Origin of the sequence: Shewanella frigidimarina, assembly GCF_003797125.1 — a bacterium.
Lineage (GTDB): Bacteria > Pseudomonadota > Gammaproteobacteria > Enterobacterales > Shewanellaceae > Shewanella > Shewanella frigidimarina.
Map to the genome: position 1 here is coordinate 792790 of NZ_RKKE01000001.1, position 25361 is coordinate 818150.

The following is a 25361-nucleotide window of genomic DNA, read 5'->3' on the forward strand; positions in this document are numbered from 1 at the left end:
ACAATATGATAACAGCTAGACAAATGTTACCAACTTAATGAAATGTTAAAACTAAGTTATCAATATTGTAAGCAAATAAGTATAATGCGCTAACGAACAAAAAATCGCTGTAAATAGTCTTATAATAATAACTATCCGCCTCGCTCCACTCGCGGTTGCATTAATGAGTGTTTTTTTCCTAAAGGCGAAATAAGGAAGACCAGCAACAATGACCATTCCAATATTAATATGCGACGATTCTGCACTCGCCAGAAAGCAAATGGCAAGAACTCTCCCCAAAGATTGGGACGTTGAAATTAGTTACGCCACCAATGGCGCTGAGGGCCTTGATGTCATTCGCGCGGGTAAAGGTGAGATTGTGTTTCTCGATCTCAACATGCCTGTCATGGATGGTTACGAAGTACTCCAAGCGGTACAACAACAAGATTTGCCCGCATTGATTATTGTGGTGTCTGGTGATATTCAAATTAAGGCTCATGAACGAGTCAAAGCATTAGGCGCCCTCGACTTTATTCAAAAACCCGTTAGTGCAGAGGCTATCAGCCATATTTTGCAAGAGTACGGTATTTTGACCCTTACTCAGGGTAATAAAGCTGAAGAAACACCAATGATGAAAGTTGATATGCGCGATGCATGTCAAGAAATAGCCAACGTCGCGATGGGCAGAGCCGCAGACTTACTCGCTAAGCTTCTGGATGTATTTGTACTATTGCCTATCCCTAACGTTAATGTGCTTGAAGTCAGCGAATTAACGATGGCCTTAAAAGCAACCGAACGAAATTCAACAGTCTCAGGGCTTTGCCAAGGATTTATTGGTGCAGGTATCGCGGGTGAGGCGTTATTACTGTTCCATGATTCTAGCTTTGAAGATATGGCGAAGTTGATGGGATTAGAAAACCCAAATGACGTTAGTACTGAAATAGAAGTGATGATGGACACAGGTAATGTGCTCATTGGAGCATTTTTAAATGGTATTTCAGAACAACTTGACATGAAATTCAGTCAGACACATCCGGTGGTACTAGGCAGACATTGCAGTGTCAACGAGCTCATTCACGACAACTCTGACAAATGGCAGCGCACTCTCGCGATGGAAATTAACTATCGAATAGAAGATTACAATATTGAATGTGATCTTCTGCTGCTATTTACTGAAGACTCAATTCCTACGCTGAACTACAAACTTGGCTATTTACTCGACTAATGTTGGATACTTTTTATGTCAAATGATCAAAGTGCGATGAACGAACTCCACTGGCTAATCGATATGGTACAAACCATTGAGGTTGGTTTAGTAGTGCTCGATCGCGACTATAATATCCAACTTTGGAACGGTTTTATGGAAAACCACAGTGGTGTCTCACCCAATTCCATTAAAGGTAGTAATCTATTTGAAAAGTTTCCCGACTTACCAGCCTCGTGGTTAAAACATAAAATGGAGTCGGTTTTTTTACTTAAAAACCGCACCTTTATTAGTTGGGAACAGCGCCCATACGTATTCCAGTTTAAAAACTATCGCCCGGTGACTGGCCGAGCCGATTTTATGTATCAAAACATTACCTTACTGCCATTAGCGTCATTAACCGGGCAAATAACTCACATCAGCATTATTGTCTATGATGTGACTGATATTGCGGTTAATAAACTGCAACTTAAAGCAGCTAATGAGCAACTTGAACAACTTAGTCAAACCGATGGTTTAACCCTTTTGCATAACCGTCGTCATTGGCAAAATTGCATGGAAAAAGAGTTCGATCGTTATTCTCGCTATGGCGATGCTGCATCATTGGTGATGATTGATATTGATAATTTCAAGCGTATTAACGATGAATATGGTCACCCTGCCGGTGATAAAGTGATCCAACATATTGCCTATTTGTTAAAGCAAGCGTTGCGTGACACTGACTGTGCTGGCCGTTATGGCGGAGAAGAATTTGGGGTGGTGTTATCTAAAACCTCTGCAGAAGAAGCTCTCAACTTTACCGAACGGTTAAGAAAACGCATTGAAGCATCGGAAGTCGCATTCGAAAACCGCCTTATAAGAGTCACCGTAAGCTTGGGTATTAACGATTTAGATTCCGAAATAGATAATAGCTCAACCTGGTTATCGGGTGCAGATAAAGCCCTATATGTCGCTAAGCAAGAAGGCCGTAACAAAAGCGTTATCCATAAATAAGCGCCTATAAAATCTTTTTGTTATCCATAAAAAAACGCCCATCATCGATGAGCGTTTTTTATGGAATTAGATTGCCGACTTATTAGTGGAATGCACCATCAGACTCATCTTCATAGTCTTCGTCTTCGTCTTCTTCATCGCCTTCAACTTCATCACCGACAAAAAAAGTACCCCAACCGTCATAGTCTACTTTTTGCTTGCCTGCCACGAGAATCAACTGTTCACATGCTTTATCCAGTAAAGGCACTTCTAGCTTATGCTTAGCAATGGCGTCAAAACAGAAAATAATCGAGCCATCTTCAAGTTCCATTTCTTCTGCATCATTCACTTCAAAACCAAGCTTAAATGCATCAACAGCGGCTTTTTCTAAACGATCAAAATTAGTCGCCGAAAAATGATGTTCAATCGTATATTCCGCATCAGGCTCTGAACCATCAGCAAGTAAGGCATCAACAATTTCAAGATTCTCAGCAAATTGCTCTTTTAACTGACGCTCAACAGACATGGATTACTCCGTAAATAGGACTCGTAAAAATTTAATCAATTATACCCAAACTGACACAAGTTGCGAGCTTGCTAGAGATGTTTGGTGATCAGTGGTTATGTTCGAGCTTTCAAGGTTAACGCTTCAGCTTCTTTATTTAACTCAACCAAACGCGCTGACATCAATTGATGTACCTTAGTGTTTAAGGCTTTAACATCATTTTTATCTAAGCCAGCCGTTGGGATAGGTTCCATCATCTCCACAATCACCACACCGTTGTTCCAACGATTAAGGTTAATGTGGCTCTGACACGAAGCTAATACTGGTACTATCGGCGCTTGAGCGGCTATTGCTGTATGAAATGCTCCCACTTTAAACGGTAACAATCCACGACCGCGAGAACGAGTTCCTTCAGGAAATATCCATACCGACAGTCCTTTATTCTTCATTCTTTCTACGGTTTTAGCCATAGTATCAAAAGCACTGTGACGATTTTTACGATCAATAAGAATATTGCCTGATAACCAATAAATTTGACCAAATAGCGGCATCCACGCCAGGCTCTTTTTACCTAAGCTAACCGTCGCTTTTGGTACCACTGACGTATGAGTAAACAAATCAAAATTATTTTGATGATTCGCAAGATAAATGCAAGGTTCCGATGTAGCACTTACAGGATGAACACGTTTAATGACCTTAATGCCTAATATTGGTGCAACAGAACCAAAGATACTGGCAATTACATGTACATTATTACGATGCATTGGCCGCACAAGGCAAAAAACAATCGAAAATACAAAGAGTAAAAATAAAAGTACGGCGAGAATGATTGAACGAGCGATAAGCAGCACAGCATACTCCTGCAATAAAATTGGCGTCAGTATAACGATGCTAGTCTAGGGACTCAACGTTTTGTTTACATATGTACGCTGAAATACTCTGCCCCTGTGATCTGGGGCAGAATAACTTAGCTTATATGACAGCTAGATGGCAGATAATTATTTAGCAGGTTGATGTGCTGATGTTGGTGAACGTAGCTTAAGTAGCATTCTAAATAACAATGCACTTAATGCTAACGTTGCAACAATAGCGGCACCACTGGGCAAGTCGTAGCTAGCAGACAACAGTAGCCCAGCAATATAGCCCACTATGCCGACACAATAAGCCCACACTAACTTGGTTTTACCTTGATACTTATTTAATGCCAATGCCGGTAAAATAAGCGTGCTAAACACTAAGTACACGCCTACTAACTCCACCGACAAAGTAATCACTAATGCAAATAAAAAGTAAAAACCTGCACCATCTAATATCCGTGGTTTAGCGATGATCACCCCAAGAATACCTGCAGAGACCACTGCAGGTAATGCTAATTGAGACCAACTCACCCACAATATTTGACCAGACATTAACTGCTTTAATAATTCAGCGCCATGAGGATCATTGGCTAACAATAACATTGCCGCCACCGCACTGAGCACATAAAAACAACCAATAAATGCCTCGAGTTCACCGACTAACCGTTTTGCCATCCAAGCGATCACACCCGCACCAGCTAATGCAAATAACGCAGGCATCCATACATGAGCAAACGGTAACTCTTCTACTCGATGATCTATGTGCGATACGATTGCCCCCAATGCAGCAACCTGAGCGATAGCCAAATCAATGAAGATAATGCCACGCTTTAGCACTTGTTGACCTAACAACACATGAGTTGATAACACTAATAGCCCTGCCACTAACGCAGGCAACAAGATAGACAGCAGCTCGACATCAAACATAGTGTTATTTCACTCCATTTAATAATGTCAGCAGACTATCATATAGACTGATCAAGTCTTTACTTTCATCGTTACCACCTACTGACATCGGTAACACCAATACCGGCAGATTTGCGCGTTCACCTAACCATTTAGCCCCTCGTTCATCTTGGTATGAAGCCACTATTACCGCCATTACATCGCCTTTTTCAGCACGAGTAAGTAATGAGGCTAGATGGCTGCTGGTTGGTGCTAAGCCAGGTTTAGGCTCAAGATCTGCCACTTGCTCTATTCCAGTCCAATTAAATAAATAACGGAAGCTCGAATGATAAGCGATGACCTTTTTGCCGGCTAAGTTTTTAGCTTGCTCTTGCCACTGCGGTATTTTAGCCTGCCAACGTTGGCTAAAGTCGCTCAACGACTGGGCATAACGACTGGCATTTTCTGGATCAACTTCAGTAAGCTTAGCGCTCAAGGTCTGCGCAACGGTCAACATCCGCGTGGGATCTAAATGCAAATGAGGATTTCCCTTTGCATGCACATCGCCCATTGAACGATCTACTTGGGTTAACTTATCTAAGGTATCAATTTGATCTGCGGCAAAAAACAAGCCTTTATCCGTTGATCGAACCTTAGGATTAGCAGACTTCATTTGTAACATTGGCAACCAACCAATTTCTAAATCGGCCCCGGCACACACTACCAAATCAGCTTGGCGCATTTTAGCAATCAAGCTTGGTCTTGCTTGTACTTGATGTGGATCTTGCATCGCTGTGGTGGCCGAATACACCCTAGCATCGGGCGCTAAAGTTTGCGCTAATGCGGCATATTCAGGTTCACATGCAAACACGTTCAGTTCCGCTTTAGCTGTCGCGGTAAACAGCAGCGACATTGAAGTCACTGCTAAAAGCAATTTAGAATTGATGCGCACCGTGAGCTCCTAATGACATGACATATTGTAAAGTAAAGATATTATCATCTTCAAAACCATCGAAATTAGTTCCAGTCTGATGAGTGTATTGCAAACGCACGGTCGAAAAATGACTGCTATGCCAAGCAAGACTGACTTCTGACTCTTTTAATTTCTGTGGGTCGAGGTGATCTTCATGGATTTCATCAGTATCAATTTGACCGTAACGAATCCCAGCAGACCAACTTGGTGAAAATTGATACACACTACTCACGTACCAACCTTGATGATAGTCATCGGTACTAACGTCCTCATGATCTGCCTCAAGAATATGTCCAGGCTCCATACCAAAAATGTCAGTGACTCTAAAATATTCGCCACTGACGGTTAAGTTTTGATATTTGTAATTACCATTCGGTGCCCACTTATAAACAAAGTCAGCAATGTAGGTATTTTCGCCTGTGTAAGATGCACTATGACTATGCTCAGCATGTCCTTCTTCATCAGCCGCTTCGTCTTCGTGCTCATCTTCGGCATAAGCTTGGCCATTCTGATTACGCAAATAGCTCAATCCTAGTTGCCAAGAACTCTCGATACCAATGTCACCACCGATTTTGGTTAATGCGGTATACACACCAACATCATCAAAATCACGCTCACCGTGCTCATCTGCAGCGCGTAAGCTTTCGCCTTTAAATGCTTCAACACCCATGGTCCAGTAGAGATCTGTTGGGGCCACATAATTTAAACGAATACCATCATCAAAATAATGACCACCTAAAAATGCACGATAGGCCGCTGGACGATCCGTAAATGCATCGGTATGTAAATGTTGATTATTTAAATAACCAATATCCGATAAAAATCGACCCGCACGAACCGATAAACCGTACGGCATCGCTAACGTTTGGATAAAGGCTTCTTCTAAATTAAGCTCTGTTTCACCGTCATGAGACTCAACAACTGCGGTCACTTTACCGTAAAACATTTCATCAATATTGGCACTTAATGCCAACTCAGTTTCGCCTAAACCAAAACCTTCAGCACGCTCAGCTAATGGTCGGTCGCCCGTTTGATAATAACCATCGAGCACAGCACTAATACTAGGATTAGTTAAACTAGAATCTTCTGCCATTGCAGAATACGAACTCACAGCACAAGCCAGTGCCAATAACGAAACACGTGTGTTTAACGCAGACATAATATCTCCAAAATACAACAAGTAGCCGCCTACCTGGGTTTAGAATAAACCGGCAGATAACGGAAAATAAATCATTACAATGTTGGACTAACGAGATACAGGTGGGGCACGACTTTGGTAGTAGGCTTGGAATACGCTAAGTAAAAAAGGCAGCGTATATTGTTGGCGTTCGAACGTTTGCTTAGAAACGGCAAAAACTAAATTGGAAGAGTGAAGCGTTTTATTAAGCTGATGCTGGTGAAAACACAAAGTACAATGATTTTGTACCCCGTCATCGAGATGTTTAACTGAGTGTGCAGACGCAGCAATAGACAACACAATCAAAATGGCACTTAGCCAGATTGCGATAGTTTGTCTTATTTTGATGCGGGAACTCACCAGAACAACTCCACCAGGTAAATAAAAGTGAGCATTAGTGTAAAAGACCGCAGCTGAAAAGCAACACTTAGATTGTGACAATTCATGACAACCCGTTCACAATCGCGTGCATTAACAATTAACCTTAACAACTAATGGGTAACTAAAACGTTATTTTTAAGATAGGCTTAAGCTATTACCCATACCATAATGGATGTGTAAAACATCATCATTACAGGACAAACACCATGGTACAATTTATTAAAGAAAATATTGGCATCATTTTAGTCATGATCATTGTTGGGGTTGTCGTGCTAGGCGGGATTTACTATGTTGAAGAATCACTAGAAAGCCAAGTTATTGAAGTTAAATAACAAACTTATTTCGCGTGCGTCTCTGCATTAGGATCATTTTCAGGCGCTTCAATCAGCTGCAAGTGGTCCATAATATGAGATAAACCCACCATAATAACAGCCAAAATAATCAATGGTGTAGTGATAACGGTTACACCCTCAACAAAATAACCTACTGCGGCAGCAATAACCCCACCATAGAAACCTACTATTTTAACAACTGACAAATATTTATTATGCCCAAGCCATGCAGCACAATGGGGGCATTGAACTTCTACTGACAAACCTTTCCCGCGACTGTCATTCACCTTCGCAATTGAAAAAGATTTATAGCAATGAGCACATTGCAGCGACATGATAATTTCCTCAGTTCAATAATGGCGGCAAGTGTAACAAATTAACCTACCAATTACTGTATTTGGCTCCTATAGGATTTTTCCATTATCATAGGCGCAACTCAGAGCCCTAGGACAACTTTACATGCTACGGATTTTACTAACGTTATTATTATTCACATCGGCAGTGTTTACGACACAATCTCTTCGTGCAGAACAAGATGCTGTGATACCGATTGTTGCCACTAGTCAGCTAACTGATACTCAAAATCAAATCAGCCGTTTACAACAAACGATCGAGCAAGATACCAAGTTACTATTTAAGGCAAAAGGTGAACTACGTACATTTACTGAATATCGAATTAAAAACAAATCGTCTGAATTACGCGACCAAATTGGTCAACTTATTGCCACACCGGACGCAGACCAACAATATTTAGTCACCTTAGTGCAAAGCCAATTGGCCTTTTTAGAGAATGTCAGTGCGTACTTAGACGCCCAAGTTATGGCCATGCGCCTTGGAGTAAGCCAAGGTGATGACAGTAAAAACATCTTAGCCATTTCACAACGAGAATTTGAACGCGACCATTACCTCAAGGCACAATTAACAACTCTTCAGTGGGCAGAAACACTGAATATAGATGTGAGTGTCCAAAAGCAAAAATTGACTGAGTTTATGCTCACTAGAGCGGATCAGTTCGATAGTTTAGTGCATTACACACAAGATGAATTACAAAAAGCCGTTGCAGAAGCCGCTGATGCAGGTGCAGATATCACCACCGAACAAAAAGCTGATGTGGTGGCACTAAAAGAACGCTTGGAGCAAAGCAGCTCTAGCTTAGCGGTTTCAGCGGGCATACTCGAAACATTAGGCCAGAACGTGGCACCATTTAAACAAACATTGTTTAGTGTGTCTGGTGATATCACCCAAGATGTATTAAATTTTAGCGTCGCGTCTAATCTGCTACAAGGTTGGGGTAAAGTCATTAAAGATCAGACGATTAATAATGGACCCAGTTTAACCTTTAAGATTTTAGTGTTTCTATTCATATTATTTGCGGCAAGTTTAGTCGCCAAAATTGTTACACAAATTATCTCTAAAACAGTACGTGCATCGAAATTACAATTTAGCCAACTGTTGCAAGACTTCTTTATCTCGTTGTCGAGTAAAATAGTGTTTGCGCTAGGATTATTGATTGCCTTATCACAGCTCGGGTTTGAGCTTGGGCCGTTACTCGCTGGTTTTGGTATTGCGGGAGTCATTATTGGTTTTGCACTGCAAGATACCCTGTCTAACTTCGCTTCTGGCATGATGATCTTAATCTATCGTCCATTTGATGTCGGCGACTTAATCAATGCAGCTAATGTTACCGGTCGCGTCAGCCACATGAGCCTAGTATCAACAACAATCAAAACGCTAGATAACCAACGCCTTATTGTGCCAAACAATAAAATCTGGGGCGATACCATTAACAACATCACCGCAGAGCATCAGCGCCGGGTAGACATGACCTTTGGCATTAGCTACAGCGATAATGTTGAACATGCAGAAACCATATTAAAAAGTATTGTAGAACAACATCCTAAGGTGCAAGCGCATCCAGAACCGATAGTAAAACTCCACACATTGGGCGAATCGTCAGTCGACTTTATTGTAAGGCCTTGGGTTAAACCCGATGATTACTGGGAAGTATACTGGGACATTACTCGCGCAGTGAAAATACGCTTTGATGCGGAAGGCATTAGTATTCCGTTCCCGCAACGCGATGTACACATATATCAAAAATAAGCTTTGCAGTTAGCAATAAAAAGGCTCAAGTCATCGACTTGAGCCTTTTTATTAATAGATAATGTTAGCTAACCAAAGGGCTTATAAATAAGTGATGCTGCCCTGTAAATGAGGTCGGCGGCCTTTAACATCACGCATTTCAAAACGTTTACCATTTTCAATACTTTCAAACGCAAACGTCACTTCAGACGGCATAAATACTGGCAGTTTAAATTCAACATCAACTTGAAATGGTCGATCGCCAACAAACGTCATTAACTGAGACATCACCCGCGCTTTAGACCACATTCCATGCGCTAATACTCGCTCAAACCCAAAGCGTTTTGACAACAATGGATGTAAATGGATCAAGTTATAATCGCCAGAAGCTTTAGCATACCGACGGCCGAGATCATCGGTTAAGCGCCATTGCTGAACGTTTTTCCATACCATTTCTGACGCTTTAGGCGGACGAGCACGACGCCCAGCAGACTCGATACGATATAAGTAAGTTGATAGCGCTTGCCAAACTAACTCTTCACCGACAAACACCTTAGACACCAAATCAAACTCAAGCCCCGCATCGGTAGTACGGCTTGTGGTTAACTCACACTGTACTATTAGGGTTTCATCCGCTCGTACTGGGCGTAATACACTAATACTATTTTTTAAATGAAGCATGCCAAGTAACGGAAATGTCACCGCTTTATGGGTAAAAATCATCGCATGCAAACGAAATGCCCAGACATACAGATACGTTGGCGGTAACGTCATACCGTCATATTCAAAACTGCATACCGCAGCATATTGGCTAATTTTATCTTGGGACAACACCACATTCGACGCTTGTACATAAATATTCGGAAGCGGTTGTTGGTTCCATCCCGGTTTACGTCCAAACAGGATTTTGCGATACAAAGACAAAAGCGAAGGCATCGCTTTTAATTCGATAGCGTAGTCGTGACTCACAATGTTGTACCCTAAAGTAGGCAGCAAAAAAGCTGTGCTGCAAAACGATTAATAGATGATTATACCTTAGACTCTTGCAGTTGCTAAACCGCTAATTACTTAATGCGTTTAAAACAGCATGTCGAGACAACATATATTGATGCCATCAACACAAAAAATACTCGACACAATTGTTGTGACAACTCACTTACTACAGCTAATTTACCTTTACCTTTTTAAACCCAAAATGCGACAATTACCCGACTTAAATGACTTAACGTAGCCGATACAGTGCAAGATAAAAACTTCGATAAACTTAGCCAAAAGTTTGCCCAAAATATTTACGGTACCACTAAAGGTGAAATCCGTGCTGCAGTATTATGGCGCGACTTAGCACCTGCCCTAGCCAGCCTTGGCAAACCACGATTACGTATTTTAGATGCCGGTGGCGGTTTTGGTTATTTGAGTCAAAAACTAGCGGCTTTAGGTCATGATGTTGTGCTGTGTGATATTTCAGAACAAATGCTTTCTCTAGCACGGCAACAGATTGAAGCCTCAAATACCGCATTATCGATACAGTTAATCCACAGCCCAATACAAGCATTAACCGTTGAAGAGTATGGTCAATTTGATGTCATTCTCTGTCATGCTGTTGCGGAATGGCTAATTGATGCCCGTAGCACCTTGCAAGGTTTATTGAGTTTGTTAAAGCCTCATGGTTTATTTTCTCTGATGTTTTTTAATAAAGAAGCCTTACGGTTTCATAGCTTAATATCTGGTAATTTTGACTATGTTAACCGTGACTTTAAGGTCAAAAAGAAGGTCGGATTAACGCCGACTCACCCGCTGCATATTGAAGATGTCCGCAGTTGGTTTAGCCAATGGCAACTGTCGATGGTGAGTCAATCGGGGGTAAGAGTTATCAATGATTACTTGAAAAATAATCTGCCACCTAACTTCGACAAACATCAGCTGATTGAAATGGAGTTGGCCTACTCGCAACAAGAACCTTATTTGTCGCTTGGGCGCTACATTCACTTTGTAGGCCGATCGACTCCATAATAAACCCATTGTTTTAGCATTTTACTTTCAATAGCTTGCCTTTTGAATAGCTCGCGCTACATCGACATTAGCACTGTAAAAAGCTACAACGAGTAATCGTTGCACCTTGCTGTTTTAGTAGGTCAGGAATGGCTTGCTGTCCGACAATATGGCCAGCGCCCACCACGATAAATAATTGTTTGTGGGTTTTACTTTGTAACAACTGGATGATTTTTTGCGCCATCGTGTGATTACGTTGCCACAACAGTTTTTCGAGTAGTTCATCTGCATCGCCCGCTTGCGATTCCATAATTTTTGCTAGAGCATTACCATCACCTTGGCGCCAAGCGTAGATTAAATCAAGCATTTCAGCATCGCTAGCGTTAATCGAATCATCAAGCATTTGCAGTTGAGTCGCGGTTGAAAATGATGAAATTAATTCAAATTGAAACTGAATACTCTCCAGCTCAACTACATTTTTACCACTGCGATTTGCCATAAAATAAGCGTCGACACCCTGCTCTGCGCTGTAACCTAATTGCCCAAAACGGCCCATGCTAATTTGCGCAGACTGCAACCAAGGTGCATACGGTGCCAGTGCTTGGCACAAGGTTTGATGACTTTGGCAATACTCTTGCCGAGTCGCATTAACGTCTGCGGCAATATCTGCCGACAAACCACCATACCGTTGTAATAACGCTCCAGTATCGCCTTGGCTAATATCTGCTTCAACAACCAGTGCATCCGATTGTTTAAATGCTGATTCTATATGCTGTGCTAGTGGGTAGAAGTCTTGACGACCAACATGAATGGAGCCCAATAAATACGCTTGCTGTTGCTGATACTCAATTTTGTAGAATACCGGAGAATCCAACGCAGCTGCCGATGTGGATGTAAAACACAGTAGTAATGCGACTAAACCGTAGCAATTTCGCTGTAAGCGACCATAAATCAAATTGATATTGAAAATAAGCCGACTTTCTCTTGTTGCCTGCATACTAGCTCCTTATAATTAACTTTATTCTTTGCACATGCACTATGAGGCAATTATGCCGTACACCAATGTTTTTCTACAGATAAAAGAAAACCTGCAAATAGCCTATAGACAAGCCATTGATTCAGATGCTCGCCTAGATGAATTACGTAAAGAAGGCCACGGCAAGTTTGTGGCGATTTTTACCGAAGAGCAAGGTTTTACAACTAGTAGTAATCGTTTCTTACCTTATGTACAAGAATTGGTTGCTGAATTTGATGCGATGCAGAGCAGCACTCATGTTGCACCAGAAACACTTGAAGCCTTTGTCAAAAAGCTTGCGGCCTTACTGCAAACACTACAAGTATTTAAACTCGCCAAATAATCGGTATGCTCGTAGGGTCTGTTGATCTTTCAAAGTTGTTTTTGCAGCTAATTGTTAGTCATTTAAACAAGGCAGAGGCTTTGTCGTGTAGTTATTCTACACAAAGAGCCGATAACGCAGTAGAAATGACTAACAAACACAGCCCGAAGGGTTCGACTAAAAACGTTTTACTCTTTGTTGAGTGCCTCTTATTGAGAGATTGTTGCTTAGATTGCTAGGCACCAATCACCTCGATTAACACATTTTTATCTCGAACAAAATTTAACTAACAAAGATCAACAGACCCTAATACTTTCTTATTAGGAGCTTTCCATCATATGACATAATCTTGTCATATTTTCGCAATAGACTTGTCTCTCATTGGTAACAATACCAAACGCAATGCCGTTAGGTAATTAATATAATGAGACGCAAAGATGACGGCTTTACAGCTAGTAAGCGAACTTGATCACATCATAGAACAGCAATCTATCGACGCTGTATTCCAGCCGATTTTCAATGTTTCAACAAATCAATTGCACGGTTATGAAGCGCTCAGTCGTGGCCCTAAAAATAGCCCGTTACACACGCCTTTCGCTCTATTTACTACCGCCGAAAAACAAAACTTATTAAGCGAACTTGAAACCTTATGTCGCAGCATTTCAATTAATGCATTTCACTCACGCCAGCTTAATGGCAAGCTATTTATTAATATTTCACCAAAAGCATTGCTCGATCCCAATCATCCAAAAGGCATGACACTACAGCTTATTAAACAGTTGGGGATCAACCCGTCGGATGTGGTTATTGAATTATCCGAACAATATCCTGCCGACGATATCGACTTGCTAAAGTCCTGTTTAAACCATTATCGCAATCAAGGGTTTTTAACCGCTATTGATGATTTAGGCGCCGGTTATTCTGGATTACGCTTGTGGTCTGAATTAGCACCAGATTATGTCAAAATCGACCGCCATTTTATTCATCAAATAGATACCACCGCGGTAAAACAAGAGTTTGTCCGCTCTATTGTCGATTTATGCCAAAACTTAACCTGTAAAGTGATCGCAGAAGGCATTGAAACCAATGAGGAACTCACCACTCTAAAACAATTAGGGGTAACCTATTGCCAAGGCTACTTTCTTGGACGACCAGCTCTCCATCCAAACCAGCAATTTAGCAGTGAACTGAGCACTCCCATGGCTCAACCTAATTCTCGTTATTGTGAAACAGCTGAAAGTTTATGCACCAACGCCATAAAAGCATCTCCTGGTACACAACTTAAAAAAATCAGTCAGACTTTTGCTGAACAACCAGCATTACAAGCCATTGTGGTAACCGAAAATAACAAGCCATTAGGTATCGTCAATCGCAGCACATTACTCGAGCTATTCAGTACACCTTATGGCCGTGCATTACACGAAAACCGCCCTGCGAAAATGGCAATGGACACCAACGTGTTACACATTGACGCCAACGAACCGCTTACCTATGTCAGTCAATTACTTACCTCAGATTCAGTCAACACGGTAGCGCAACAGTTCATTATTTTGCGAAATCAGCAGTTGATTGGCATTGGCCATACTAAAGATTTATTACAACGTATTACTGAACATAGAATAAAAATGGCGCGACACGCAAACCCTCTCACCAACTTGCCGGGAAATGTGCCAATACAAGAAGAGCTAAAACGCTTAAGGCTACAAAAAAAATCTTACTATCTTGCCTATTTAGATTTAAGCCATTTTAAACCTTACAACGATATTTATGGATTTTGGCGGGGGGATGAAGTCATTCAGTTAGTAGCAAACTTGTTGCTGCCTTATCAAAATGAACATTGTTTTGTTGGCCATATTGGTGGGGACGATTTTGTTATGATAAGCATGCAAGACGACACGCTAACCAATTGCCAAACAATTATTGAACGATTTGAGCAACAGAAAATGAGTTTTTATAATGGCGATCACTGGCTGGCGCAAACAATGCAAGCCCAAGACAGACAGGGGCTGCAATTCCAATACCCTTTGGTTTCATTATCCATTGGGGTTTTACCGCCATTGGTGACCCAGCAAGCAACAGAATATCAAATATCAACGTTAAGCGCCCAGGCCAAAAAGCAGGCAAAAATTGCTTCAAATGGATTTTACCTGCATGAAAAACAATCGACATTGCTTAGCTTATAATTTGGGAGCTACCGTTTTTTGTAACCAATCATCAAATAAGTTGGTTTCATATTGAAACGGTCTGTTATTGAAATTACGCGTATTGTTCATAAAACTCATGTCGATAATTTTTTCATCTCCAGCAATAATGACTTTGTCACCTTCATTTATGCTGTAACTAAACGTCGCTCTGGGTGGATATAAATCTTTTACAATACGTAAATCACCTGGCGTAGCCCCAAATGTTGGTCGCATGTCTCCTGCTAAATCAAGGTTAGTCACTTGCATTTGCAACGTCTGCCCTGGCTTAAGGATTTTTTCAGCTTGTTTATTGATGTTTTTGGTTAAGGTTTCAAATAAACGGTTTTCAAAGCGCGACTGAAGTTCATTTGAAGTTTTGATATCACGAAAATCTTTTGGATTTTGCCACTCAATTTTAACCAGCCCCACTTCGGTAACCGGGTTCGGTTCTGACGCATCTTCGGCCATGGCAACTTGGCATACCAATACCGGTGCAAGCAGTAAATATTTTACGTTCATAATAGACCTCCAAAGGGCTTAAGACGCTTACAACACAACCGCCTCAAACGGTAGGTTAAACAATCAATTCAGCACGTCATGTTTAACGTTTATCTAAACTGTTGTTGTCATATTGCAATGCGGATAATCGTCATTAAATTGAATGTTAGCCATCTAGCCAGCATCATATGTAATAACTATAGACCTGTTAAGCTGAACCAACGCTTAACAGTTTCATCCCACTAAAAAGGAAACCGTGCGCTCAATAAAGGATAGGTTTGACGCATTATTTTTGGCTTGGTACTGAATTTTTTACCCACTGGTGCGTTCAGCCCAGATGGCACAAACGGCAACTCATCCCCATTACGGTCTTCGTAAATTTTACCTGCAATTAAATCGTACTCTTCTACAAACGGGTAAGCATAATCATCCACTAACGGCCATTGTGCTAACTCACCCAAGCAATCAGGATTGGCAATAACCTTGTCATACCATTGCTGACCTAACGACAGTAAAAAACATCTAAACTCGGCAAAGGCATAGTCAGAGTCGCAACCGGTAATGATGTATGCCGCGCCCCAAACTGACCATAAATAACTACGGCGTAATTGTTGGCCTAACATTTTATCAAATGTCTTTAGCGCTTCATCATCCAAGACTTGCAATTGTTCGCGTAAACGCAATTCAAGATCAGCAGAAGACTGCTCCGGTTGATCTCGTGTTACTAGCGCCCAAAAATGTGTTTCTGTCATCAAAATGTATCCATCACTCTATTTTGTGAGATATTCTACCTCAAATTTTCCAGCTAGATGATCAATATGAACCAAAATGCAGCCCCCCGAATGCCAATTAGAGTCATGCTTCTTATCTCACTGTATGTTGTACTCACTCTTATTGCTATTTGGCGCGCGACAACTTATCAAGCATATGATTTATTAACACTGGGAGTGATACCGGTTTTTATTGGCTTAATCAAACGTGCGGCATGGACAAAAGTACTGTTGATCAGTTATGTATGCTTACAAACTCTCGGACTTGCAGCGATGACTACAACAGCAGTGATTGCTTATCAAATCACCCCTGATGACGTAAAACTGGTGTTTCAAGGTTATAACATTCCATTGATCCCACTGTGGTTGTTACTGTTGAGCGTGGTGGTATTTCAATGGTGGGTTGGACTGTCTAACGTGACTAGAGACTATCTCGTTAAAAAGTAAGCATAAAATGCTATTACTCAGGCCTGACTGCCATCCTCAGGCCATTTTTAGTGTATAATTCGCTCATGCGCGCAACATTAAAACAACAAAATAATAATAAATATATCTGTGGAACGTGAATTATGACTAGTCTATCCCCAAGTGAATTATCCATCCTATTACTTGAGCCTTCAGAGACTCAACGTAAAATTATCATTACACGTCTTCAGCAAGAAGGAGTGAGTAGCATTCAAACTGCCGCAACGATCGCTGAAGCCAAAACAATTATTCAACGCCATAAACCTGACTTAATCGCCAGTGCGCTGCATTTTGTCGATGGTGAAGCCACAGAGCTACTGCAGTACATCAAAAGTACCCCCGCATTAAATGATATTCAATTTATGCTGGTTTCCAGTGAGTGTCGCCGTGAACAACTCGAAATCTTTAGGCAATCAGGTGTTGTCGCCATTTTGCCTAAGCCATTTAATGCAGAGCATTTAGCCACGGCACTTAATTCAACCATTGATTTACTCAGCCACGACGAGCTGGATTTAAGCCACTTTGACGTGCATAACATCAGGGTGTTAGTGGTTGATGATAGCCGAATGGCGCGTAATGTGATTAAACGCACTATTGGTAACTTAGGGATGCAACTGATTACTGAAGCGGTTGATGGTGAGCAGGCTATCAATCTGATGAAAGAAAACATGTATGACTTAGTGATAACCGACTACAACATGCCTTCGGTAGATGGATTAGCATTAACGCAATATATCCGTAACCACAGTCAACAATCACATATCCCGATTCTAATGGTGTCGTCAGAAGCCAATGATACCCACCTAAGTAATGTATTTAGTGCAGGGGTTAACGCCTTATGTGATAAACCTTTCGAACCACAGTTAGTAAAGAAAATTCTTTACCAACTGCTAGAAGAATAACCACAGAGCGAAAAAAGACATTATTTGTACTGATTTTGCTGTAAAACCACTACAGATACTGAATTTATGGGATAAAGTGCTTTTAAACCAGCATGGCTTGTGGCATGTTATTCATGTTTTAAAAAACACTTCTATGGAAAGCAGAGAATATCAATATGAACAAAAGTGAATTAATTGCAAAAATCGCTGAAAATGCGGAACTAACTAAAGCTGAAGCTGGCCGCGCACTAAAATCTTTCGAAGAAGCGGTAACTGAGGCCATGAAAAATGGTGATAAAATTTCTATTGTTGGTTTTGGTTCTTTTGAAACCACTCAACGTGCCGCACGTACAGGCCGTAACCCGCAAACTGGCAAAGAAATTCAAATTGCTGCAGCTACTGTGCCTAAGTTTAAAGCTGGTAAAACACTAAAAGATAGCGTTAATTAATTATACGCTCAGTCTTTTTTTGATAGAAACCTCCTCTGTGGAGGTTTTTTATTGGTTATTTTTCAGCTTTGCTTATTCTGTTATCCAGATACCCGAGTTAAATTAATAATATAGACCACCTCAGACCACCTACTATCCCACAGCAAAACGCTAATCTACTCAATATAAGCGAATATCTAACGCCGATGTATTGTTGCACATTAAAAGTGCGCTCCTGCATCATTTAGCAGCAACAAAGATGCAACAAAATGATCCAGAACTACATAACTTACTAATTTAAAATGTAAAAAAATATTGGCATGCGATTCGCTAATTAATCTTCAGACAAACCAACATTGAGCTCATTTAATGCTACATAAATGCCTCAGTGATAATAAAACTTTAAGGGATGAAGATGAAAAAATCACTATATCAAGCAATTGCGTTATCAACAGGCTTATTACTAAGCGGCTCAGCCCTTGCTGAAGTCACTGGCAATATTGGCGCAACATCGAACTACTTATGGCGTGGCACCACACAAACCAATAATGAAGCAGCCGTTCAAGGTGGCATTGACTATGCTCATGAGTCTGGATTTTATGCCGGTACTTGGGTATCAAATGTCGATTTTGGTGATGAAACCAGTTACGAACTAGACCTTTATGGTGGTTATGGCGGTAACTTTACTGAAGACCTAACTTACGACATCAGCTACCTTTATTATGCTTACCCAGATGCTGGTGGCAGTATTGATTTTGGTGAAGTGGCCTTGGTGCTTGGATGGAAATGGTTAGATGTTGGTTATTCTCAAGTGATCAACGCTGACTCTGATGTGTCTGGTGCAAGTGACGAAACAGATTGGAACTATATTCAAGCCAATGCCAGTTTCCCGTTAACAGAAAAGCTCAGCATTGCATTCCACTACGGTTATTCACAAGGCGATGTTGTTGAAGATTTATTTGGCGACACCTATGCAGACTACAACGTGACTTTAAGCGCTGAAACAGACCTAGGAACAGTCTCATTTATGGCCTCTGACACAGACTTGCCAGACAATGATGCTAAAGTTGTTTTAGGTTACTCATATGGCTTTAGCCTATAACGAGTAACCCTATCGCACATGCGCTTTGCTGTATTCGTGTTATCGACGCCACCTAATTGAAGGTGGCGTTTTTTTACCTGCTTGAAAGCGGAGCATTATCTACGCTCAGCACATCCAGAATATTTGATCACAAGCACACTCTACGCACCAGCTAGTTGGTTTTACTAGCAAGAAAAACAATTAATGCTAAGCTCAAAGAGAAAGGTAAAAATAGCTGTCCAACTGAGGAAAAATATTTTACTTCCCTATTTAGGTTTTTTTAGTTAGAAAATGCTCATTGAATTAATACCACGCTTTTATTCAACATGAGGGTTTTGTTATGGCTAATCTTAGTGAAAGAGTGCCTGATGACACAGAAATGGACGCGATGACAACGCCTAGAAACGTTAAATCCGCCGAAACATTACAACATAAACGCCAAGTAAAACGCAGATTAGAAGATTTCCTCGAACAAGCTCAATTACGTAAAGCGATTGGTGACGACGACTTTTTCTAAAAAATAGGGATAAACGCCAATGTCGTTTATCCCTGTCTATTTTAAGCGAGCGAACTTAGGCACTACTAAGCGCTAATTAATTGCCTATTCATTTTTAGTTTGTACACGCCTAGTGTGCTTACCAACTTGTGCTTGTGTGAGTAGCAGCTCAGCTTTGGCACCTAGATACACATATATCCCTAACCCAACCAATAGCCCCACGACCGCTAACATCATCAAAATGGCAGGCTCAATATATTGTTTTTCTCCCAGCGATGCTTTAAACATCGTCAGCAAAGCTTCAATTGAAATCGCAATCAAAATGGTCGAAATAAACCGCGTAATCGTTCTACGAGTCGAGCTGTGACGGAAGATATCTTTATGCATCAGCACTTCTTCTTCCAAAATGGTTTTACCCAAATCAAAAATAGCTAATGCCAATGTAAGAAAAATGATAATACCAAAGGGCTGTAGCGGATCATGGGTCGCAGATATTTGGCTAAACAAGGCATAAATATCGCGGATCACGGTCCACATGAGTACGCTCACCAACACAAACAGACACAATACAATCGCAGTATAAATACTTTTAAAAAACGGAGACATTTTACGCCGAGCACTGTCGCCCATCATAAACTCGATCAATCGTGTTAGGTTGACATCAATAACCACAATAACCACTTGCCCAGAGGCCGATTTAATCATTTGCGATGCCGACAAGCACAACCCACCACCAGAGTTTGATAAATAGGGTCGAGTAATATGAACGGTGTCGATAGCAGTCAATTGAGTAAAATAAGGTCGCTGGCTTCGGTCAACATGATGACCGCAAGCCATTAGCTTAACTTGCTGATTAATGACGCTGATATTAGGACAAATCTGCATCCCTTGCTCATCAAGTAAATAAATGAGTTCCACAAAAGGATAACTAATCGCCATGTCTTCAAAAATTTTAGCCGAAATGGGTTGTTCGAATAAATTAATATCTCCCACACCGATCAAAATAGATTCTAATAATTCGTGTACCAGATGTTCATATTCATGGTAACGCTCGATCACACTTAAATAGCTCATCGCTGCCATAGGTTTTCCTTTTAATCTCGATTACTTTAGCTAAAGCAGTTTTAATGCCAAGTAAATAAGCTATTATTTTTAGAGACTTAAATAAAGTGTCTGGAAGGAATTGCGATATAAACTGATTTATCGCACCAAAACAGTGCTACATTTGAGGTGTTTTTTCATTGCCGTTTTGCAATCAACATCTGCTAATATAAGTGCTAATACTGCTTACAATATTTTCAAGATTAGGAAAAGACAATGTCTGACTCTTTATTGCGTTATCAACAAGATATTCGTCGTTTTTCTGATGAATTAATTCGTATCCAAGCACCGATTAAAATTTTAGACTCGATAAAATGGCCAAGACAAGTTGAAGATGGCTTTTTAGCTAAACAAAGCAAAGAGTTACCCAATATCAGCAATGATTTTTATCAATCGATTCCTTTATCATTTAACGCAGATCAGACCCAAACCGACCTACAAGGGTTAAAAAATGCCGTTGAGCGAGGTTTAGGTAAACGCGATAAGTTAGGTAAAATTTTACTAGCTAACATTGATCAATATCGGATCGTGATAGACATGCTACACAATCGTGGCAAGCCAATGTTTGGTAAACTCAGTCAAGAATTGTATGGCAGTGCCAGCCACAAATTACATGGCGATCGTCATACGGTACGCCAACTGGGCGATCGTTTAAGCCATATATTTTCGTTACCTGCTGCGCGCCACATGAGTAACCGTCATCCAAAAATTATCACCGCACCAGAAGCGGTCAATGTTCTCAGTGAGCGTTTAGTAAAATATTTTCACAACGATGAAATTCACGTTAAATTGAGCGATGGTATTGTGTCTGACGCTGCTGTAGGTGGTGACACCGTAAAACTCAATACCCGTGCCATGTTCAGCGAATCTGATTTGAATGTGTATGAAGTACACGAAGGCTGGGTTCATGTGGGCACCACGCTTAATGGTCGTGCGCAACCACATGCGACTTGGCTCAGTGTCGGTTCACCACGAGTGACAGCGTCGCAAGAAGGCTTAGCAGTGTTGATGGAAATGCTGACCTTAAGCTCAAATCCGGGCCGTGCACGCCGAATTAGCGATCGTGTATCTGCTGTCGACATGGCTGAACAAGGTGCCGACTTTATTGAGGTCTATCGCTACTTTAGAAACCTAAACCTGAGTTCAAAAGACAGTTATCGTGTCACTCAACGGGTATTTCGTGGTGGTATGGTCGGCGGTGGCAGCTTTTTCACTAAAGATATCTCCTACGTACGCGGTTATGTTGAAAACATTAACTTTATCCGTAGCGCCATTAGCACGGGTTTACCAGAGTTAATCCCTATGCTGTTTTTAGGTAAATTAGCCATCGAAGACATTCCGGTTCTGTATCAAGCTTACCAGGAAGGCATTATTGCCCGACCTAAATATTTACCACCGATGTTTGAAGACATCAGCGGCCTTTATGCCTGGTTTGGCTTTGCGTCCGGTATCGGCAATATCGACTTAAAAGGGGTGCAACGTCATTTTGCACGCCAATTCAAAAATGTTGTCCCTACTTCTGCAGTCGACTTATTTGAAGATTCAGAGTTTGATAACAACTTCGAATAAGCGACAGTCATAGGTTAGTAAACGAATAGGCTAAGTGTGGCATAAGTCACACTTAGTCTACAAAACAAGTGTAATGCTAATGCCTTGTTACCTAGCGAGTTTGCTATAGTGTAACAACGGCTATGGTTGAGACTTGCTATGAAACACATTTTATTTTCAACGTTATTCTCCAGCTTGATATTGATCAGTGGCTGTACGCCAGCCACACCGTCACAAGCATTAGGCACTTTAGAGCGCGACCGAGTAATCCTTCGTTCAACCGCTGCAGAAATCATTACATCACAACCCATAAAAAAAGGCATGCAAGTCAACGCCGGTGACTTATTAGTCCAATTTGATACCCACAAACAAGCCGCGCGCTTAGCAGTAATGCAAGCGGAAGTGGTCAAAGCCCAAGCCTACTTATTAAAACTCACCAATGGTGAACGCCCAGAAGATATCGCCAGTGCCAATTCGGCGTTAAAAAGTGCCAACGCAACCAAAATTGAAGCGCAAAAATCTTATCAACGCAGCGCGAGTTTATTATCAAAAAATCTAGTCAGTGAAGCAGAGCGCGATCGTGCTTTAGCGCTTCGCGATCAAGCCAATGCAGAATATGATGCCGCCAACGATCGGCTTACAATATTGATCAAAGGCGTTCGCCAAGAAGATATTTTTCAAGCGCAAGCCACACTCGATGCAGCCAATGCCAACCTACGTTACGAGCAACAGGTTTACAGCGACTTAAGCATTCGTGCAACTCGCAACGGCAAGCTAGATAACTTGCCTTACAACGTAGGCGAGCGCGTCCAACTGAGTGCAATAGTTGCGGTTATTCAAGCTGATTCAGCACCCTACGCCAGAGTGTATATACCTGAACCCTATGCAGCCAAACTTCATATAGGCCAAACGTTGTCGGTCAGTGTAGACGGTATCGACAGCACATTTAACGGCACACTGCGTTGGATAAGTACTGAACCGGCATTTACCCCCTACTACGCACTGAATCAAGCAGATCGGTCACGATTAGCCTTTCTAGCCGAAGTGAGTTTAGACAGTTCGGCCAGCGAACTACCTACGGGCATACCAGCCCAAGTTATATTACCGACACAAAAATGACCTCATCCGTAGACCCACAATGGGTAATTCAAGCTCATGGGCTAACCAAAAAATTTGGCGACTTTACTGCGGTAGAGCAATTAGACTTATTGGTGCCTAAAGGCAACATTTATGGTTTTTTAGGCCCTAATGGCTGTGGTAAATCAACCACTATTAGAATGTTAACCGGTTTACTCACCCCCACTGAAGGCACCATTAATGTCATGGGGTTAGCCATCCCGAAGCAAGCTGAAGCATTACGCCATAATATTGGTTATATGACCCAAAAATTTTCCCTCTACGATGACTTAACCGTTACAGAGAACTTGCAATTTATTGGCCGAATCTATGGTATCGACAATAGCACCTGCAAAAAACGCATTGATCAACTGCAAAGCACTTACAAACTAAGCCAATATCAGCATCAACTGGCCGGTACCCTTAGCGGTGGACAAAGACAACGATTGGCCCTCGCCTGCGCATGTTTAAATCAACCAAAATTACTGTTTTTAGATGAACCCACCTCAGCCGTTGATCCACAAAACAGGCGTGACTTCTGGGAGCAACTGTTCGATTTATCAGAACAAGGCACCAGTATTTTAGTGACTACCCATTATATGGATGAGGCCGAACGCTGCCATAAAATTGCCATTATGGAAAAAGGCAGGATCAGAGCGGATGACACGCCAAAAGCATTAATGGATAACATCAATGCCCATGTGGTTGAAATCAACACCACTGATTTAAGGCCGTTAAAACAAGCATTAATTAGCCACATTGAAGTGACCTCTGCGGCGCAGTTAGGCCATAGATTACGGGTATTGGTCAGCAAACAAGTGGCAGATCCTATCTCTTGGTTACTGCATCAGTGCCAACAGCATAATCACCCCGTTAACCTGCAAGATATTCACTTGGTTAGCGCTAATCTTGAAGACGTGTTTGTCAGTCATACTGGCCAGCGTGTTCCAGCCTCCCATGAAGCAACATAAGGGCTAACAACATGCTGAACAGTATTCGCCATAGCTACATGCGTATTCACGCCATTACCGCTAAAGAAATTAAGCAGCTTATGCGCGACCGAATTACCTTTGCCATGGTGATAATGATCCCGCTGATCCAGCTGTTGTTATTCGGCTATGCCATCAATACTGATGTGCGGGCAATACCGGTAGCAATTGTTGATCAAAGTGATTCAGCTGTAGGACGCTGGATAGTCGAAGCGGTAAAAGTCACCCAGGTAGTGGAAGTCACATCCTATCTCACGACAGCAGAGCAAGCACAGGCTGCTATTCGCCGTGGTGACATTAAAGCGGCATTAATTTTACCGCCTACTTTGAATGAAAAAATCGCACGCAATGAACCGATTGGCCAATGGATAGTCGATGGTTCAGACACCATGATTGCAGGCGCGATAAAGCAACTGCGCAACCTATCGCTCAACGATATTGTACCGGAGCAAACCAGCAACCAATCTCGGTTTGAAGTTAGCTTATTTTATAATCCGGAGCAGCGATCCGCGGTGAATATTGTTCCAGGTTTAATCGCCGTCATTCTGACCATGACCATGGTGCTGTTTACTTCATCAGCTATCGTTCGTGAGCGTGAACGCGGCAACCTTGAATTATTGATCACCACCCCAATAAAGCCAATAGAACTGATGATTGGAAAAATATTGCCATACATCGTCATCGGCTTAGTGCAAATGACCATTATTTTAGGCTTAGGCAATATTATTTTTGCAGTGCCCATCAATGGCGCTATCAGTCATTTATTGTTGGGCACGTTACTGTTTATTACCGCTAGCCTGACATTAGGGTTAATCATATCTACTATTGCAAAAACACAGCTACAAGCCATGCAAATGACCATTTTTGTATTATTGCCAACCATATTACTCTCTGGATTTATCACCCCATTAGAAGCCATGCCGACAGCAGCAAAATGGATTGCCGAAGCACTGCCAGGAACCCATTTTATGCGGGTGATCCGAGCGATTGTGTTAAAAGGGGCAACGTTAGGCGAGTTAATAAACGATGTATTGTGGCTGGTGGGTTTTACAGTCATTGGATTATGGATTGCAGCGATGCGATTTAGCAAACGATTAGATTAACGCCTATTGTATGACTCCAATAGGCGCTA

General features: G+C 41.5%; 28 protein-coding genes. 16 read left to right on the forward strand and 12 right to left on the reverse strand.

Annotated features, from left to right (window positions below; translation table 11 throughout):
* Positions 1 to 208: 208 nt before the first annotated feature.
* Together EGC86_RS03525 and EGC86_RS03530 are read left to right on the forward strand one after the other, a co-directional pair.
* The gene (locus EGC86_RS03525; RefSeq protein ID WP_123776624.1) at positions 209 to 1204 is read left to right on the forward strand and encodes a response regulator; all 996 of its coding nucleotides are present in this window, start codon (positions 209 to 211) and stop codon (positions 1202 to 1204) included.
* A 15-nt stretch (positions 1205 to 1219) separates the two neighbouring features.
* Positions 1220 to 2176 (forward strand): GGDEF domain-containing protein, encoded by a 957-nt coding sequence (locus EGC86_RS03530; protein WP_123776625.1) that lies wholly within the window; start codon positions 1220 to 1222, stop codon positions 2174 to 2176.
* An 82-nt stretch (positions 2177 to 2258) separates the two neighbouring features.
* Here EGC86_RS03530 and rraB read toward each other — a convergent pair whose 3' ends face one another.
* From rraB to EGC86_RS03560, 6 genes are all read right to left on the reverse strand, one after another.
* Positions 2259 to 2681 (reverse strand): ribonuclease E inhibitor RraB, encoded by a 423-nt coding sequence (rraB, locus tag EGC86_RS03535; protein WP_123776626.1) that lies wholly within the window; start codon positions 2679 to 2681, stop codon positions 2259 to 2261.
* Positions 2682 to 2776: 95 nt separating this feature from the next.
* Positions 2777 to 3511 (reverse strand): 1-acylglycerol-3-phosphate O-acyltransferase, encoded by a 735-nt coding sequence (locus tag EGC86_RS03540; RefSeq protein WP_102035804.1) that lies wholly within the window; start codon positions 3509 to 3511, stop codon positions 2777 to 2779.
* 147 nt (positions 3512 to 3658) lie between these two features.
* Positions 3659 to 4444, reverse strand: coding sequence for a metal ABC transporter permease (locus tag EGC86_RS03545; protein ID WP_102035805.1), 786 nt, complete (start codon positions 4442 to 4444; stop codon positions 3659 to 3661).
* Between the two features lie 4 nt (positions 4445 to 4448).
* Positions 4449 to 5354, reverse strand: coding sequence for a metal ABC transporter solute-binding protein, Zn/Mn family (locus tag EGC86_RS03550; RefSeq protein WP_165872328.1), 906 nt, complete (start codon positions 5352 to 5354; stop codon positions 4449 to 4451).
* Positions 5338 to 6534: a hypothetical protein gene (locus EGC86_RS03555; RefSeq protein WP_123776627.1), complete on the reverse strand. Its 1197-nt coding sequence runs from the start codon at positions 6532 to 6534 to the stop codon at positions 5338 to 5340. Before EGC86_RS03555 ends, EGC86_RS03550 begins: the two co-directional genes overlap by 17 nt.
* An 87-nt stretch (positions 6535 to 6621) precedes the next feature.
* Positions 6622 to 6912 carry an ABC-type zinc uptake system zinc chaperone gene (locus EGC86_RS03560; RefSeq protein WP_102035807.1) on the reverse strand — a complete coding sequence of 97 codons (291 nt, stop codon included), beginning with the start codon at positions 6910 to 6912 and terminating at the stop codon, positions 6622 to 6624.
* Positions 6913 to 7139: 227 nt separating this feature from the next.
* Between EGC86_RS03560 and EGC86_RS21125 the strand changes: the two genes are divergently transcribed.
* Complete coding sequence (locus EGC86_RS21125; RefSeq protein WP_281047807.1) at positions 7140 to 7265, forward strand: hypothetical protein; 126 nt, start codon at positions 7140 to 7142, stop codon at positions 7263 to 7265.
* A gap of 5 nt (positions 7266 to 7270) precedes the next feature.
* Here the strand turns inward: EGC86_RS21125 and EGC86_RS03565 are convergent, their stop codons facing one another.
* A complete protein-coding gene (locus EGC86_RS03565; protein WP_102035808.1) occupies positions 7271 to 7600 on the reverse strand; it encodes a hypothetical protein in 330 nt (109 codons plus the stop codon).
* A gap of 124 nt (positions 7601 to 7724) precedes the next feature.
* On the opposite strand from EGC86_RS03565, the gene EGC86_RS03570 reads away from it, so the two are divergent.
* Positions 7725 to 9368 (forward strand): mechanosensitive ion channel family protein, encoded by a 1644-nt coding sequence (locus tag EGC86_RS03570; RefSeq protein WP_123776628.1) that lies wholly within the window; start codon positions 7725 to 7727, stop codon positions 9366 to 9368.
* 81 nt (positions 9369 to 9449) lie between these two features.
* On the opposite strand, the gene EGC86_RS03575 is transcribed toward EGC86_RS03570, so the two are convergent.
* On the reverse strand, positions 9450 to 10283 hold the full coding sequence (locus EGC86_RS03575) for a MaoC family dehydratase (RefSeq protein ID WP_207893033.1): 834 nt from the start codon (positions 10281 to 10283) through the stop codon (positions 9450 to 9452).
* A gap of 303 nt (positions 10284 to 10586) precedes the next feature.
* Between EGC86_RS03575 and EGC86_RS03580 the strand changes: the two genes are divergently transcribed.
* Positions 10587 to 11357, forward strand: coding sequence for a methyltransferase domain-containing protein (locus tag EGC86_RS03580; protein WP_123776630.1), 771 nt, complete (start codon positions 10587 to 10589; stop codon positions 11355 to 11357).
* 67 nt (positions 11358 to 11424) lie between these two features.
* Here EGC86_RS03580 and EGC86_RS03585 read toward each other — a convergent pair whose 3' ends face one another.
* Positions 11425 to 12333 (reverse strand): TraB/GumN family protein, encoded by a 909-nt coding sequence (locus EGC86_RS03585; protein ID WP_123776631.1) that lies wholly within the window; start codon positions 12331 to 12333, stop codon positions 11425 to 11427.
* Between the two features lie 52 nt (positions 12334 to 12385).
* On the opposite strand from EGC86_RS03585, the gene EGC86_RS03590 reads away from it, so the two are divergent.
* Entirely contained in the window at positions 12386 to 12694 is a 309-nt protein-coding gene (locus EGC86_RS03590; protein WP_102037830.1) for a prephenate dehydrogenase, read from the forward strand.
* A gap of 416 nt (positions 12695 to 13110) precedes the next feature.
* Positions 13111 to 14856: a GGDEF domain-containing protein gene (locus EGC86_RS03595; RefSeq protein ID WP_123776632.1), complete on the forward strand. Its 1746-nt coding sequence runs from the start codon at positions 13111 to 13113 to the stop codon at positions 14854 to 14856.
* On the opposite strand, the gene EGC86_RS03600 is transcribed toward EGC86_RS03595, so the two are convergent.
* Both EGC86_RS03600 and EGC86_RS03605 read right to left on the reverse strand, forming a co-directional pair.
* Positions 14851 to 15375 carry a DUF3016 domain-containing protein gene (locus tag EGC86_RS03600; RefSeq protein ID WP_123776633.1) on the reverse strand — a complete coding sequence of 175 codons (525 nt, stop codon included), beginning with the start codon at positions 15373 to 15375 and terminating at the stop codon, positions 14851 to 14853. The genes EGC86_RS03595 and EGC86_RS03600 overlap by 6 nt on opposite strands.
* Positions 15376 to 15596: 221 nt before the next feature.
* Positions 15597 to 16106, reverse strand: coding sequence for a DUF4240 domain-containing protein (locus EGC86_RS03605; RefSeq protein ID WP_123776634.1), 510 nt, complete (start codon positions 16104 to 16106; stop codon positions 15597 to 15599).
* 66 nt (positions 16107 to 16172) lie between these two features.
* Between EGC86_RS03605 and EGC86_RS03610 the strand changes: the two genes are divergently transcribed.
* The 5 genes from EGC86_RS03610 to EGC86_RS20850 all read left to right on the forward strand — a co-directional run bounded on the left by EGC86_RS03610 (position 16173) and on the right by EGC86_RS20850 (position 19496).
* Entirely contained in the window at positions 16173 to 16571 is a 399-nt protein-coding gene (locus EGC86_RS03610) for a hypothetical protein (RefSeq protein WP_245423091.1), read from the forward strand.
* Positions 16572 to 16693: 122 nt separating this feature from the next.
* Positions 16694 to 17491 (forward strand): response regulator, encoded by a 798-nt coding sequence (locus EGC86_RS03615; protein WP_011638949.1) that lies wholly within the window; start codon positions 16694 to 16696, stop codon positions 17489 to 17491.
* 155 nt (positions 17492 to 17646) lie between these two features.
* A complete protein-coding gene (locus EGC86_RS03620; RefSeq protein ID WP_011638950.1) occupies positions 17647 to 17919 on the forward strand; it encodes an HU family DNA-binding protein in 273 nt (90 codons plus the stop codon).
* A 394-nt stretch (positions 17920 to 18313) separates the two neighbouring features.
* Positions 18314 to 19000 (forward strand): TorF family putative porin, encoded by a 687-nt coding sequence (locus tag EGC86_RS03625; protein WP_011638951.1) that lies wholly within the window; start codon positions 18314 to 18316, stop codon positions 18998 to 19000.
* A 319-nt stretch (positions 19001 to 19319) separates the two neighbouring features.
* Positions 19320 to 19496 (forward strand): PA3496 family putative envelope integrity protein, encoded by a 177-nt coding sequence (locus EGC86_RS20850; protein ID WP_011638952.1) that lies wholly within the window; start codon positions 19320 to 19322, stop codon positions 19494 to 19496.
* An 84-nt stretch (positions 19497 to 19580) separates the two neighbouring features.
* Here the strand turns inward: EGC86_RS20850 and EGC86_RS03630 are convergent, their stop codons facing one another.
* Positions 19581 to 20558: a PDC sensor domain-containing protein gene (locus EGC86_RS03630; RefSeq protein WP_011638953.1), complete on the reverse strand. Its 978-nt coding sequence runs from the start codon at positions 20556 to 20558 to the stop codon at positions 19581 to 19583.
* Positions 20559 to 20792: 234 nt separating this feature from the next.
* Between EGC86_RS03630 and EGC86_RS03635 the strand changes: the two genes are divergently transcribed.
* The 4 genes from EGC86_RS03635 to EGC86_RS03650 all read left to right on the forward strand — a co-directional run bounded on the left by EGC86_RS03635 (position 20793) and on the right by EGC86_RS03650 (position 25332).
* Positions 20793 to 22145 carry a flavohemoglobin expression-modulating QEGLA motif protein gene (locus EGC86_RS03635; RefSeq protein WP_123776636.1) on the forward strand — a complete coding sequence of 451 codons (1353 nt, stop codon included), beginning with the start codon at positions 20793 to 20795 and terminating at the stop codon, positions 22143 to 22145.
* 138 nt (positions 22146 to 22283) lie between these two features.
* Entirely contained in the window at positions 22284 to 23243 is a 960-nt protein-coding gene (locus tag EGC86_RS03640; protein WP_123776637.1) for an HlyD family secretion protein, read from the forward strand.
* A complete protein-coding gene (locus EGC86_RS03645) occupies positions 23240 to 24211 on the forward strand; it encodes an ABC transporter ATP-binding protein (RefSeq protein ID WP_123776638.1) in 972 nt (323 codons plus the stop codon). Before EGC86_RS03640 ends, EGC86_RS03645 begins: the two co-directional genes overlap by 4 nt.
* A gap of 11 nt (positions 24212 to 24222) precedes the next feature.
* On the forward strand, positions 24223 to 25332 hold the full coding sequence (locus EGC86_RS03650) for an ABC transporter permease (RefSeq protein WP_123776639.1): 1110 nt from the start codon (positions 24223 to 24225) through the stop codon (positions 25330 to 25332).
* Positions 25333 to 25361: the final 29 nt, after the last annotated feature.